Raw genomic sequence first — 14238 nt, forward strand, 5'->3', positions numbered from 1 at the left:
AGGTTGCCGATGAGCGCTGTCCTGGCCGCATTTCTCGACGACTACTCGGCTGCTCTGCGCCGTCACGTCGCCGCGCCCGGCCAGGCCGGCCTCACCGAGGGTTACGACCTCGGCAGGCGCGCCCTCGTCGAGGGCATCAGTCTGCTCGACCTCACCGAGAACCACTTCCGGGCGGTGGCGGCGTACATCGAGGAAACGGCGGATGCCCGCAGCGCCGAGGTGGCGCTGGAGTTCCTGCTGCAGACGATGGCCGCGCTCGACATCGCCACCCGCGGCTATCTCGACGGCACCCGTCGCTACGAGCAGCAGCGTTCGCGCGCCGAGGATCTCGCGGGCCGTGACGCGTTCCGCACCGCACTGGTCGAGTCCCTGCAGGACGGCTTCTTCGTCGCCGACAATCGCGGCACCATCGTCGAGGTGAACTCCGCCTTCGGGGTGCTCACCGGCTACGGCGCGGATGCGGTCCCCTACCCGGTACCGCATCCGTGGGCGTTGCCGGATCGGGCCGGCTACCCCCAGATCGGTACGGAGGCATCACGTTTCGTGATGCCGGTGCGTCATCGTGACGGCCGCGAACGCTGGCTGGCGGTGAGCGCCAGCTCGCTGGTGAAGCAGGAGAACAACGAGGAGATCTTCGTCGGCACCGTGCGCGACGTGACCGCCGAACACGATGCGCAGGCGCGCGATCAGGCCGCCTCGCGGCTGGCGACCGCGGTGGGCGCGGCCACCAGCATGGTGGAGGTGCTCGAGGTCGGGCTCGACGAGTTGCGCCGGACGATGGGGGCACGGACCGCACTGGTCGCGGTGTGGCCGAGCCGGACCGGGCAGCCGGACGTGTACTCCTGCGGCGAGCCACCGGCCGGGGCGCCCGAGGTGGCCGGACGTGCCGAGGGCACACCGCAGTTCGTCGCCGCGCCGGTCGCGGAGCCGGCGGGGCGGGTCGTCCTCGACGAGGAGGTCCGCGCCCTGGTCGACCGGGCACGCAGGCAACCCGCCCGCGGCCTGTCCGCCATCACCGGCGAGGACGGTGGGGTGGACGCCGTGGTCGCGCCCCTCGGCGAGACCGGCGACGCGGCCCTGTGGGTGCGTTTCGGCGCGCCTCGCGCGATCAGCGCCGCGGACTGGGCGCTGTACTCGCTGCTGGTCGGCCACCTCAGCGTCGCCCTGCAGCGCGCCCGCAACTTCGACCAGGCGCGCGCCACCTCGCTCACCCTGCAGCGCGCCATGCTCGGCCCGATCGAGCTGCCGCCGCGCTTCTCGGTGCACTACGAGCCCGCGCTGCCGCCGCTCGAGATCGGCGGTGACTGGTACGACGTGGTGCCGTTGCGTGACGGCACCATCGGCGTCGTGGTCGGCGACTGTGTCGGCCGTGGCCTCTCGGCCGCCGTCGTGATGGGCCAATTGCGCACGGCCGCACGAGCATTGCTGTTGCGCGGCGCCGGACCGGCGCAGCTGCTCGCCGAGCTCGACGCCGTCGCCGCCCGGATTCCCGGCGCCATGTGCACCACGGTATGCGCGGCGGTGCTCGATCCCGAGCGCGGGATGGTCCGCTATTCCAACGCCGGTCACATGCCCCCGATCCTGGCCCCACCCGGGGGCATGGGCCGGGTACTCGAGGGCGGACGCGCGGTGCCGCTGGCCACCTTCGACACCCCGCGCAGGCCCGAGGCGACCACGGCGCTGCCGCCCGGCGCGACGCTGGTGCTGTTCACCGACGGCCTGGTCGAGCAGCGCGGCTACGACATCGAAGAGGGCTTCGTCAAGATCGCCGGCGTGCTCAGCGAGACCGGTGCCGCGCTGCCCCGCGATGTCGCCGACGCCGTGCTCTCGCGGCTGTGTCCGCCCGCGGGCTACGACGACGACGTCGCCATGGTCGTCTACCGTCAGCCGCCCGAACCCCTGCACCTCGACATCCCCGCCGCCGCGGCGGAGCTGACCGGCCTGCGGCGCAATCTCTACCGCTGGTTCGCCACCGCCGCGGTTCCGCACGATCTCGCCGCCGACCTCGTAGCGGCGGCCAATGAGGCGTGCAGCAACAGTGTCGAGCACGCCTACCGCGACTCCGAGCCCGGTCGGGTCACTCTCACCGCCACCTGCGAGGGCGATCGGGTGATCATCGAGGTCGTCGACACGGGTCGCTGGATTCCCACCCCGACCGACCCCGGTTATCGCGGGCGCGGCGTGGAGATGATGCGGGTGCTCACCGAGGATCTGGAATTCAGCCACGACGAGAACGGCACCCGAGTGCGCATGTGGGTGACACTGCCGTCGATCACCTTCCCGACCGCGAACCCCTTGCGCGGATCGGTGCGCCCCGCTGCTCAGGCCGTCAACAATACGTTCCGATAACGTCCGGCGGACGCGCCGCAAGAATAGCCGTCCGGATCACCCCCGCAGGCACGGTGTGCGCGGGGCGCGCCATTCCTGCGGATAACGTCGAGCACACCCCGAATACCCGCCGTGACCTGCGTTTTCGAAAATTCGATAACGAATCTTTAGCCGACCTTCACATCCTTGTATACGCAAAACCCGGTTTGCTACGGTGTGGATGCATTTCCACACCGAGTCTGGTGTGATCCCGGATATTCCAGCGATCTTCCCGCACTCCGGTTTACGGGCCCGGGGCCCATTCCTGCACCACAGCGATGAAGCCGCGTTCCGCGCCGCTTTCCGTACTCCTGCGGGCCGATCATCCGACTGAAGGGAGAGCTCATGTTTTCCGCGATTCTCGGTGACCTCGTCGATGTACTCGCCACACTGCTCGAATCGCTGTCGGGCTGACTCAGCGATGATCCCGGGACGCCCCCAACCTCGTCCCGGGATCAGCTGTGCCCGCGCGCCCTACGTCAGTGCGGTCGTGTCGTAGGCGTCCACGTCGAACGTCCGCAGCATCCGTTCGAACCGGAAGCTGAAGTCGGGCCAGAGCCGGGAGTGCTGTCCGCGCTCGTCGACGAACCAGCTGGTGCAGTCGCCCGCGTTCCAGACGGTGCCGGCGAACTTCGTCTGCAGGTCCCGGTTGTAGTCGAGCTGCGCCTGCTCGCGCACCTCCACCGTCCGCAGCCCGCGCGCGTCCATCGTCGTGATCGCGTCGACGATGTAGTTGATCTGCGATTCGATGGTGAACAACGCCGAGGTGTAGCTCAGCGCCGCGTTCGGGCCGATCATCAGGAACAGGTTCGGGAAGTTCGCGATGGTGGTGCCCTTGTACACGCTGAGCCCGTGCTCGCCGAACACTTCCGCCAGCGTGCGCCCGTCGCGGCCGGTGATCAGGTCGTAGGTCGGCGAGTCCGAGATCTTGAACCCGGTCGCCAGCACGATCGCGTCGACCTCCCGTTCGGTGCCGTCCTCGGCGACGATCGAGTGTTCCCTGATCTCCCGGATCCCGTCGGTGACGACATCGACGTTCTCGCGCGCCAGGGCCGGGTAGTACTCGTTGGAGATGAGCATCCGCTTGCAGCCCAGCCGGTAGTCCGGAGTCACCTTGCGCCGCAACGCCGCGTCCCGGATCACCCACCAGAGCTTCAGGCGGGCACCGGCGGCGAAGAAGTCGGCCAGCGGCGGATACTTCGACTGCCAGAGCACGAACGACTCGCGCACCCAGTACACCCCCGCGCGGGCCAGCCGCTGGGAACCGGGAACGTGGCGATACCACAGGCGTTCGAGCAGCGTGTAGCGATGACCCAGGCGCGGCAGCACCCAGGGCGCGCTGCGCTGATACACCGCGAGCCGGCCCACCGTACCCGCGATCGACGGCACGATCTGGATGGCCGAGGCGCCGGTGCCGACGACCGCGACCCGCTTGCCGGTCAGGTCGACCTCGTGATCCCAGCGCGCGGAGTGGAACAGCGCACCCCGAAAGGTGCTGATGCCCTTGATCTCCGGCAGTCTCGGCGCGCTGAGCGGGCCCGCCGCCGAGACCGTGATGTCGGCGGTGAACGCGCCCAGGGAGGTCTGGATGTCCCAGCGCGCGGTGGCGGCGTTCCAGCGCGCGTCGCTCACCTCGCAGTCGAGCAGGATCGCCTCGCGCACCCCTTCCCGGTCGACGGTGTCCTGCACGTACCGCTGGATCTGCGGTTGCGTCGAGAACGAGTGCGTCCAGTCCGGATTCGGCGCGAACGAATACGAATACAGCTGCGACGGCACGTCACAGCCCGCGCCCGGATAGGTGTTGTCCCGCCAGGTACCGCCGATATCGCCCGCGCGCTCGAAGACGACGAAGTCGGTGATCCCGAGCCGGCGCAGCCGCATCGCCACGCCGAGCCCGGCGAACCCGGCCCCGATGATCGCCACGCGGACATGGCGGCGAGGCGTGTCGGTCACCGCGTCGTCGCCGTGGTGTCGTAGGCCTCGATGTCGAAGTTGCGCACCAGCTTCCGGTACCGGAAGCTGAAGTCGGGCCACAGCGCGGAGTTGTTGCCGTGCTTGTCGAGGAACCAACTGGTGCAGCCGCCGTTGACCCATACGGTGCGGGCCATCTTCGGCTCGAGCGCCCTGTTGTACGCGCGCTGGGCGTCGACCTTCACCTCGAACGACCGCAGACCGCGGGCCCGCATGGTGGTGATCGCGTCGACGATGTAGTTGATCTGCGACTCGATGATGTAGATCAGCGAGGTGTAGTTCAGCCCGGAGTTGGCGCCGAGCATGAAGAACATGTTCGGGAAATTGGCGACCGTGGTGCCCTTGTACATCTGGTAACCCTCGGCGTCGGCCGCCTCCGACACCGTCCGGCCGTCGCGGCCGGTGTAGAGGTTGAACGTCGGCGAATCGGCCACATGGAAGCCGGTGGCCAGCACGATGGCGTCGACGTCGCGTTCGGTGCCGTCCTCGGTGACGATCGAGTGCGCGCGGACTTCGGCGATGCCGTCGGTGACGAGATCGACGTTGTCACGATCGAGCGCGCCGTAGAACTTGTTGGAGACCAGCATGCGCTTGCAGCCGATGCGGTGCTCGGGCAGCACCTTGCGCCGCTTGTCCGGGTCGCGGATCTCGAGCCGCATCTTCACCCGCCCGACCGCTTCGAGCAGCAGGCCGGTCCACGGGTACTTCACCTGGGTGATCACGAACAGTTCGCGCGTGGTGTAGATCAGCGCGCGAATCAGGCGTTGCAGACCGGGCACGTGCTTGAAGGCGAAGCGTTCCGGCGCCAAATACGGCCGGTTGAGCTGGGGCATCACCCAGGTCGCGGTGCGCTGGTAGACGTCGAGCCGCTCGACCTCGGGCGCGATCGACGGGACGATCTGCACGGCGGAGGAACCGGTGCCGATCACGGCGACCTTCTTGCCCGCCAGGCTCGCGTCGTGGTTCCAGCGCGCCGAGTGGAAGATCTCGCCCTCGAAGCTCGAGATCCCCTTGATGTCGGGCAGATTCGGCTCGGCGAGCACGCCCGCCGCCGAGACGACGAAGTCGGCGGTGAAGCCACCGTCGCTGGTGTCGATCTCCCAGCGGCCGTCGGCGTCGACCCAGCGCGCCGCGGTCATCGCGCAATCGAATTTGTGCTTGTCGCGCACCCCGTACCGGTCGGCCACCTCGCGCAGGTACCGCTCGATCTCGGCCTGCGGAGAGAACGAGCGCGACCAGTTCGGGTTCAGCGCGAACGAGTACGAGTACAGGTGCGAGGGCACATCGCAGCCGGCGCCCGGATAGGTGTTGTCGCGCCAGGTGCCGCCCACATCGGGGCCGCGTTCGATGACGAGATAGTCGGTCACACCGTGCTGGCTGAGCCGGATCGCCGTGCCGAGACCGGACAGGCCGCTACCGACGATCAGGACCTGCACGTGCCGCCGGGTGGTGTCGCCGGCGGACCGGTCGTCCACGGACGTGGAAGTGTCGTTACTGCTCATGGGGCGACCTCAGCGGGATTCGTAGATGCGTTTGTGGCCGGAGACGGCGGCCAGCCGATACGGACGGCGGGTCTGCTCCGCCATGGCGTGGTACGCGCCGTCGCTGGGCGAGGTGGCCTCGTGCAGCTCCCGGTAGTGCTCGTAGCCGATCAGTTCGCGTGAGTCGATCGCGGCGAGGTTCGCCTCGGTCCGCAGGTGCTCGCGGTAGCCGGGTCGCACGGTGCCGCTGAAGAATTCGGCGACACTGCCCGAGCCGTAGCTGATCATGGCCAGGGCCCGATCGGTCAGGTCGTCGGCGTGGTCGAGCAGCGCGGCCAGGCCCAGGTACAGCGAGGCGGTGTAGCTGTTGCCGACCGTGCGGTTGTAGCGGGTGGTGTCGCCGATGGCGGCCTCGATCTCGGCGGCGTCGGCGGTGTGGCCCTGGCTCTCGAGCAGGTGCCGGTGCGCCTTGTAGGCCATCTTGGTGAAGGGCTGGTGGTAGCAGAAGGCGGCGAACTCGGCGAGGTCGCGGCCACCCTGGCGGCGGTAGTCGGTCCAGGCCTCCTGGGCGGCCTTCTGGTAGGCGTTGACCGAGGTCTTGCCGTCGACGATGGCGGCGCTGCGGTAGTTCGGGCGCCAGAAGTCCATGATGTCGGCGCTGTAGAGCCCGGAGTACGGATCCAGCTGCAGGATGGCCGGATTCGCGGTGATCAGCATCGCCACCGCGGCGGCGCCCTGGGTCGGCTCACCCGGGGAGTCCAGCTCGTACTTGGCGATGTCGGCGGCGATGACCAGGACCCGCTGCGCCGGATCGCGGGCGATCAGGCCCGCGGCGAACTGCAGTCCGGCGGTGCCGCCGTAGCAGGCCTGCTTGAGCTCCACCACGCGCGCGGCGTTGGGCAGCCCGATCAGCGAATGCAGGTACAGCGCGGCGGCTTTGGACTGGTCGACACCGGTCTCGGTGGCCAGCAGCACGGTGCGGATGTTGTCGGTGCCGTGGCGTTCGAGGATGGGCTTGGCCGCGGCCGCGGCGATGGTGACGATGTCCTCGTCGGCCGCGGCGACGCTCATCTTCTCCTGGCCGATGCCCAGGTAGAACTTGTCGCGGTCGACGCCGAGCCGCTCGGCGAGCACGGCGTGGTCGAGGGCGTAGTGGGTGGTCGCGAAGGACAGGTCGTGGATGCCGACCGAGGATGTGTTCATCGTTGTGTTCCGTTGCTCGTGGTGGACCGCTCGAATTGGGTGTGGGCGCGCATCAATTCACCGCGATTGGTCTGCGCGGCCATCAGCGACAGCTCGCCGCAGAGCACGGTCGCCGCGGCGATGACGGCGAGCCTGCGGGCGTTCTCGCCGGGCTCCCGGTCCTCGCGGCAGCCCAGACGTTCGAGGTTGTCGTCCACGAAGCTGGCGTGCTTGCCGTTGCCGACGGTCCCGACGATGAGGTTGGGCAGCGTGCACGAGAAATACAGATCACCGTCACGGTCCTCGGCGTGGGTGACGCCCTGGGAGCCCTCGACGATGTTCGCGGCGTCCTGTCCGGTGGCCAGGTAGAACGCGAGCAGCATGTTGGCGTAATGCGCGTTGGCGGAACGGATCCCACCCGCCAGCAGGGTGCCGATCAGGTTCTTGCGGATATTGAGCTCCACCACCTGCCTTGCGGTGGTGTGCAGGCGCTGGGCCACCACCTCGCGGGGAATCAGCAGCTCGGTCACCACGTTCTTGCCCCGGCCGAGGATGCCGTTGACCGCGGTGGCCTTCTTGTCGGTGCAGAAGTTGCCGGAGATGGAGCCGTAGCGCACGCCCGAGACCGTGGTCAGGATGTGGTCCATCAGGTGGTCGCTGGCCAGGGTGGCCATGTTGTGGCCCGAGGCGTCGCCGGTGCTGAACTCGAACCGCAGGAACAGCAGATTGCCGTTTATCTGGTGGTGCAGGTCGATCAGGCGGGCGAAGCGGCTGCTGCCGGTGACGACCTCCTGCAACTCGGCGAAGCGGTCCTTCAGCTGCCGCACCGCGGTGAGCGCGGTGTAGGCGTCGTCGGCCTCGAGCAGGATCGAGCGGGTCATCCGCTCGTCGATGAGCGTGGAGACGATGCCGCGCTCGGTGAGGGTGGAGATCCGCGCGCCGCGACCGACCGAGGGCCACAGGGGCGTTTCGTAGGTGGCCAGGGGAACGTCGACGGCATCGTCGACGACATTGCCCGTGATGCGCAAGGGCCCCACCCACTGCAGCGGGACCGCTGCGTACGACATGTCATTCATCGATGACTCCTCCTCGGTCTTTCGATTCGCGCCACCAGGGACTCCGGTGGGCAAGAGACGCCGTGTCGATGCCGCGCAGTGCGCAAAAGCTCGCCACGTCCCCGGTGATCAGCAGGTCGCAGCCGGCCAGGTCGGCCGGGGTGCGCGCGCCGAGCACGGTCAGGATCTGGCGCAGCTGATCGAGCCAGGTGCGGATCTGCTCGACGAGCGCGTCGGTGTCGCGGCGCACGACGGTGTCCAGGAAGGCACCGGCGACTCCGGTCGCGGCGGCGCCCAGCGCCAGCGCCCTGGCGATGTCGAGCGGTGACCGGATGCCGCCGGAGGCGGCGATGTCGATGCCGTCGATCCCGGCGCAGTCGAGCAGGCAGGTGGCGGTGGACTGTCCCCAGCTCTCGATGAAGGCGAAGTCGGCGGCCGGCCGTCGTTCGTTCTCGATGCGGGCGAAGTTGGTGCCGCCCCGGCCACCGACGTCGGCCACCGAGACACCGGCATCGCGCAACCAGGCGACGGTCTGCCTGCTGAGGCCGAACCCGACCTCCTTCACGATCACCGGCACCGCGACATTGGCGGTGAGGTGCTCGATCTGGCGGGGCCACGAGCCGAAGGAACGGTCGCCCTCGGGCATCACGACTTCCTGGACCGCGTTGAGGTGGATCTGCAGCGCGTCGGCCTCGAGCAGGTCGATCGCGCGGCGCACCTGATCCAGCGAGGCGGTCGCGTTGACATTGGCCATCACGAACCCGTGCGGATTCTCCTCGCGCAGCACGCGATAGGTGCCCGCGACCTCGGGGTCGCGGAAGAAGGCGCTCATCGACCCGGTGGCGATGGGCAGACCGGTCTCGCGGGCGGCGATGGCCAGCTTGCGGTTGATCTCGCCGGTGTTGACGCTGCCGCCGGTCATCGCGTTGACGTAGAGCGGTGTGTCCCACTGCTTTCCGGCGACGTCGACGGCCAGCGACACGTCCCGGCTGTCGATCCCCGCCAGCGCGTGGTGGACGAAGGTGATCGAGTCGAAGTCGTTGGCGCCGGTGTCGGCGCTGCGCTGGTTCACCGCGTGGCGAACGTGGTCGTCCTTGCGATCGGCGATCATGCGGTGTCCCCTTCGAACGGGTGGGTCCGCAACGGCAGCGGCCGGATACCGGCGGCGACCCAACGGTCGGTCAGTTCGGTGCTCGCGTCGGGACGCGCGCGGTCGACGAGCGCGATCCCGCAGTCGCCGCCGCCCGCGCCGGACGGCTTGGCCGGGGCACCGACGGCGGCTCCGGCCGCGCACAGCGCGTGCAGTCGCGGCGTCATGATGCCCAGGCCCGCGGTGGCGTCCAGGTCGAGGAGAAGGCCACGGGCGTAGTCGATCTCGGTGCCGACACCGGTGGCGTCGTCGGCTTCGACGGCGGTGAGCAGGCGGCGCACGCAGTCGTTGCTGCGGGCGTTGAACACGGTCCGGTCGCCCCGCGCCCAGGTCGCGGCGCCGACCAGCGCCGGGGTGGAGGCGGGGTCGCCGGTCCAGCCGACCCGCAGGTCCAGGCCGGTCGGGGTCGGCAGCGGGCGGACCGACAGGCCCGGCCACGGCGCACGCAGCGCGGCATCGATCCCGTCGGCGGCGGCCGTCGCGGCCACCACCGCGCGGTCGGGGGAACCGTAGGCGAGCCAGCCGCCCCAGGTGCTCACGGCGACGTCGCCGCCGGACGCCCGGGGGTTGACCTCGATCGTGGCCAGCATCGCCAACCGGTACCGGTCCATCGCGGACAGTCCCAGCGCGAGGAACCGGCCGACGGCGGCGACCGTCGCGACCGTCACCGCCGCGCTCGACCCCAGCCCGAACTTGCGGCCGTCGGCGTCGCCGAGGTCGGCCGACACCGCCAAACGATAAGGACGAGCGTCGATTCCACGCTCGCCGCGGAGCCGGTCGAGCACCGACACGGCCGCGAACACGTAGGCGAAGGCGGCAGGCACCGCGCCCTCGGGCGTCGCCGGGACCAGGCGGTCGCCGTCGCGGCCGAGGGTGAGCGAGACACCGCCGTGCAGATCCGAACGCAGCGTCGTGGCCGCCCCGGCGGACACCTCGGTCACCGTGGCGCTCGCGTAGCGGTCGACGGCCGTGAGCACCGCGAGATGTCCCGGCTCGACGACGGCGTACTCCCCCGCGATGAAGAGTTTGCCCGGAGCGCGACAACTGATCACCGGTCGTCGCCCCCGATCAGCCGGGCGCCGGGACCGATGTGCGCGGTCCGGGTGGTGACGAAGTCGCCGAGCCCCTCGAGGGTGGCCGCGACGACGGGGGCGTCGGCACGGGTGCACAGCACCTTCACGTTCGGGCCCGCGTCGATCGTCGCGTACGCGGCGATGCCGTCGGCGCGCAGCGCGAGCACCGCGTCCAGGATCGCGATCGAGTGCGGCGACAGGTAGCGGATCCCCGGTCGCGCCGTGAGCATGGTGGCGTGCATGCCGAGGGCGTTGCGCTCGGCGATCTCCCCGATCGCCGCGAGATCCCGGCGCGCGACGGCCTCACGCATCTGCGCGAGGTCGAGCACCGAGGAGTCCGCCCACGGGCGATAGAACGGCGAGGTCTCGGTGGTCCGGCGCATGGCCACCCGGCTCGACACCGCTTTCGCCCCCGCCTCGACGACACCGACGACCAGGGCCGGGTCGAGATCGTCGCCGCCGATCGGCTCGGCGTAGGAGCTCAGGTCGCCCTTCTCGCCGTCGCCCTCGCCCGCATGCCACACGACGAAGCCGCCGAAGATCGAGCGCGACGCCGACCCGGAGCCACGACGGGCCAGGCGCGAGAGCGCGCGCCCGTCGAGATCGAGTCCGTAGGCGGCGGCCGCGGCGGTGGCCAGCGCGGCGAACCCACTCGCCGAGGAGGCCAGGCCGGCGCCGGTGGGGCCCGCGTTGCTGGTGACCACGGTGGCGCGCTCGTCGCGTCCGGCCAGCGCGCGGACCAGGTCGAGGAACCGCTCGACGCGCGTCAGAGCGGTGCCGGTGGCCGCGGCCTCGTTGAGCTCCACGGTGTCGGTGGGTCCGTCGACGAGCCGCACCGAGGTGGTCGTCGGGAAGATGTCCAGCGTCATCGACAGGCTCCCCGTGACGGGGAGGAACAGGGTTTCGTCGCGCTTGCCCCAGTACTTCACCAGGGCGATGTTCGGGTACGCGACCGCGACGGCCGCGCCCTCGCGGACGTGCTCGCCCGGCCGGGCGGCAGTGACGGGTACTGCGGAAGTGGGTGTCATCGGTGGGTTTCGCGTTCCGGTCTCGAGGCGGATGGGGACAGGGCGTCCGAGCGCAGGCTCGCGGTGGGGACCGTCCAGGTCTGGGTCGCACCCGCGCGGCGCAGCGCGGTGCCGACCGCGGGCGCGGTGTCGATCGCGGTGAGGGCGAGGACACAACCACCCAGGCCGGCGCCGGTGAGTTTGGCGCCGTAGGCGCCCGCCTCCAGCGCGGCGCTCACCAGGGTGTCGATGTGCGGTGTGCTCACGCCGAGTTCGCCGAGCAGGCCCTGGAATTCGAGCATCGTCGCGCCCAGGGCGGCGGCGTGTCCGGCCGACAGATCGGTCGCGGCCGCGGCGATCAGATCCGCGGCCCTGGCCAGCAGCCGATCGGCGGCCTGCCGGTCCCGGTCCAGGACCCGGCGCACGCCGGCCACCGCGTGCTGGGTGGACCCCGGCACCCCGGTGTCGGCGATCACCAGCGCGGCGTCGAGGCCCACGGCCATCGGCCGGGATAGGCCCTCGTGGAACCAGATCGGCCCGCCGGCCAGCACCGCACTGGCGTCGATGCCGCTGGCCCGCCCGTGCGCGACCTGTTCGCCGCACTGCACCAGCTCGTAGAGCGTGCCGGGATCGATCGCGCGACCGTACAGGTCGGCGACCGCGCGCACCGCCGCGCCCGCGCACGCGGCGCTCGAGCCGAGGCCGCGCGCGAGCGGAATGTCGCACTCGACGACCACATCGACGATGTCGTCGTCGAAACCCCAGCGCCGCAACGCTTCCTCCACCGCGACGCGTGGACCGGACGCGGTGCCCGCGGCACCGGCGCGGAACCGGAAGTGACCCGGGGCCAGCACCGCGGATTCGGTCCCGGCGGACGCCGGCCGGGCGACGGCGCGCACCGGCAGCGCGGGCAGCGGGAAGGCGATGGCGGCCGTGCCGTGGACGACGGTGTGCTCGCCCAGCAGGATCGCCTTGGCGTAGGAGTGGCCGACACCGGCGACGGGGCCCGGGTCGGTGGAGTTGTGTCTGATGCGCTCTCGAACAGGATGACCGTTCACGTCGATTCCTCTCCCGAACTCGGGCCGGGCCCGCCCGGCGCGTCACCCCTCGGGGAAACGCGCCGGGCGGCCTGCCGTTACGGCTGCCGAGTCGATCGGCCGAAGATGCGGAGCACGGACGGGAAGAACGCGGGGACCTGCGCGGCGTAGGCGCGATAGGACGCACCGAAACGCGCGATCAGATCGCGTTCCTCCAGATAGGTGCCCAGCAGGATGTAACCGGTCAGCCCGAGGGCCCACACCAGGTGCCCGACCGTGAACGTCGAGGCGAACCAGAACGAGATCAGCAGGCCGGTCATCAGCGGATGCCGGACGAGCTTGTAGACCCCGTTCACCTGCAACCGGTCGACGGTCGCGTCCGGCACCTGGATGACGTACTCCCGGTAGGCCTGGCTGATGCCGAGCAGGTGGAAGTGGTTCAGCAGCAACGTCGCCGCGTAGACGAGCACGAAACCGAGCCAGAACCCGGCGTCGAGCACCAGGCCCACGGTGCCCTCGGCCGACCAGAGCACGGCCGGAATCGGCTGCCACGCCAGCATGATCACCCACATGACCAGGCACACCATGACGATGTAGACCGACCGCTCGAGCGCGTCGGGCACCCAGCGGGTGATGAACGCCTTGAACGAGGGCCGGGCCATGCCCGAGTGCTGCAGGCCGAACAGCGCCAGCAGCACCACATCGATCAGCAACGCCGGGACGGTCGACAGGTGCGGGCCCTTGTCGATCGTCTTCGGCAGGAACCAGCCGCCCGCGAAGAGCAGCATCAGCGGCACGGTGATGCCGGCGACGCCGTAGACGGCGAAGGAGAACAGGAACGGGACGAGCCGCGAACGGCTCGTCAGCACGTCCCTGGCCTGGGTGGGCGTGGGGGTGATCAGATCCATGCGAACCACGGCAGGTACCGGTTGCGCACGGTCCCCTCCTCGATGCGCTTCTCCAGCTTGGCCTTCCACTTGGTGCCGTAGCCCTCGTTGAGGAAGCCGCCGGGCCAGAACAGCCGCCACCCCGACTGCGCGACCATCCAGTAGGGGACGATGACGCCGGGATTGACATCGCGCATGTAGTCGAGCTTGTCCGGGATCTGGCTCCAGTGGATGCCGGGGTAGCGGTGGTGCACGCTGTGGTAGCCCTGGTTGAAGATCAGGAAGTTGAGGATGTTGCCCGCGTTGTTCAGCGAGGTGCTCGGCTCGTCGTCGAACCCGCGTGCCGGCGCGTGGCTCAGCCAGGCGAAGTAACCCGCGTTGACCTGGGTGATGAAGAACGGCACCCAGTAGAACAGGACGAACTTCTCCATCCCGGCGACGTACCAGACGCTGCCGATCACGACCGCGTACACGGCGAGATCGAAGAGGAACTGGTGGCGGGTGCGGCGGCGGCGCGGCGCCGGGTCGGCGGCGAAGACCATCCGCATCGTGTGGAGCTTGACGATCATGCCGTAGCGGACCCAGTACCAGATGGCGCCGAGGCCCTTCTCCATGCCGGTGGTCGCGGTGACGTCACCGGGGCCGTCGTTGAACCGGTGATGGTTGAGGACGTGCACCTCGCGCATCTCGGCGGCGGTCAGGTTGCCCGGCAGACAGCACAGGATGTCGACGACGCGGTTCGGGAACTTCGACACGAACAGCGGCCGGTGGGTGTGCATGTGCATGACGCCGATGGTCAGCGACAGGTTCAGCAGCGACAGCACGATGATCAGCGGCACCGCCACGTACCAGTTCGACGCGAACGGCACGAACAGGCCGAAGGCGGTCATGCCGATCCACAGCGCGATGTGCACGAGCGGACCGACATTGGAGGCGTGCTCGAGCTTGAGCACGCGTTTGCTGAACGGGGTCTGTTCGGGTGCGATGGGCGTTCCGGTGCTCATAGTCGAGCTCCTTCGCTAGTGGTG

11 protein-coding genes are annotated in these 14238 nt (G+C 69.7%); 1 reads left to right on the forward strand and 10 read right to left on the reverse strand.

The window, feature by feature from the left end; genetic code table 11:
- Positions 1-9 precede the first annotated feature (9 nt).
- Positions 10-2349: a SpoIIE family protein phosphatase gene (locus tag Q7X29_RS21550; RefSeq protein ID WP_218719718.1), complete on the forward strand. Its 2340-nt coding sequence runs from the start codon at positions 10-12 to the stop codon at positions 2347-2349.
- Positions 2350-2841: 492 nt separating this feature from the next.
- On the opposite strand, the gene Q7X29_RS21555 is transcribed toward Q7X29_RS21550, so the two are convergent.
- The 10 genes from Q7X29_RS21555 to Q7X29_RS21600 form a co-directional block, all read right to left on the reverse strand.
- Complete coding sequence (locus Q7X29_RS21555) at positions 2842-4320, reverse strand: flavin-containing monooxygenase (RefSeq protein WP_316575195.1); 1479 nt, start codon at positions 4318-4320, stop codon at positions 2842-2844.
- Positions 4317-5840 carry a flavin-containing monooxygenase gene (locus tag Q7X29_RS21560; RefSeq protein WP_218719720.1) on the reverse strand — a complete coding sequence of 508 codons (1524 nt, stop codon included), beginning with the start codon at positions 5838-5840 and terminating at the stop codon, positions 4317-4319. The genes Q7X29_RS21555 and Q7X29_RS21560 overlap by 4 nt, the downstream gene beginning before the upstream one ends.
- A gap of 9 nt (positions 5841-5849) precedes the next feature.
- On the reverse strand, positions 5850-7022 hold the full coding sequence (locus Q7X29_RS21565) for a hydroxymethylglutaryl-CoA synthase (protein WP_218719721.1): 1173 nt from the start codon (positions 7020-7022) through the stop codon (positions 5850-5852).
- Positions 7019-8077: a hydroxymethylglutaryl-CoA reductase gene (locus Q7X29_RS21570; RefSeq protein WP_218719722.1), complete on the reverse strand. Its 1059-nt coding sequence runs from the start codon at positions 8075-8077 to the stop codon at positions 7019-7021. Before Q7X29_RS21570 ends, Q7X29_RS21565 begins: the two co-directional genes overlap by 4 nt.
- Positions 8070-9167 carry a type 2 isopentenyl-diphosphate Delta-isomerase gene (gene fni / locus Q7X29_RS21575; RefSeq protein ID WP_316575196.1) on the reverse strand — a complete coding sequence of 366 codons (1098 nt, stop codon included), beginning with the start codon at positions 9165-9167 and terminating at the stop codon, positions 8070-8072. Before fni ends, Q7X29_RS21570 begins: the two co-directional genes overlap by 8 nt.
- A complete protein-coding gene (locus Q7X29_RS21580; protein WP_218719724.1) occupies positions 9164-10258 on the reverse strand; it encodes a phosphomevalonate kinase in 1095 nt (364 codons plus the stop codon). The genes fni and Q7X29_RS21580 overlap by 4 nt, the downstream gene beginning before the upstream one ends.
- Positions 10255-11307, reverse strand: a complete 1053-nt coding sequence (mvaD, locus tag Q7X29_RS21585; RefSeq protein ID WP_316575197.1) for a diphosphomevalonate decarboxylase — start codon at positions 11305-11307, stop codon at positions 10255-10257. The genes Q7X29_RS21580 and mvaD overlap by 4 nt, the downstream gene beginning before the upstream one ends.
- On the reverse strand, positions 11304-12344 hold the full coding sequence (mvk, locus tag Q7X29_RS21590) for a mevalonate kinase (RefSeq protein WP_316575198.1): 1041 nt from the start codon (positions 12342-12344) through the stop codon (positions 11304-11306). Before mvk ends, mvaD begins: the two co-directional genes overlap by 4 nt.
- A gap of 77 nt (positions 12345-12421) precedes the next feature.
- Positions 12422-13231: a methyltransferase family protein gene (locus Q7X29_RS21595; protein WP_218719727.1), complete on the reverse strand. Its 810-nt coding sequence runs from the start codon at positions 13229-13231 to the stop codon at positions 12422-12424.
- Positions 13222-14214 carry a fatty acid desaturase gene (locus tag Q7X29_RS21600; RefSeq protein WP_218719728.1) on the reverse strand — a complete coding sequence of 331 codons (993 nt, stop codon included), beginning with the start codon at positions 14212-14214 and terminating at the stop codon, positions 13222-13224. Before Q7X29_RS21600 ends, Q7X29_RS21595 begins: the two co-directional genes overlap by 10 nt.
- Positions 14215-14238: the final 24 nt, after the last annotated feature.

The organism is Nocardia canadensis, from assembly GCF_032656385.1.
Classification (GTDB): domain Bacteria; phylum Actinomycetota; class Actinomycetes; order Mycobacteriales; family Mycobacteriaceae; genus Nocardia; species Nocardia canadensis.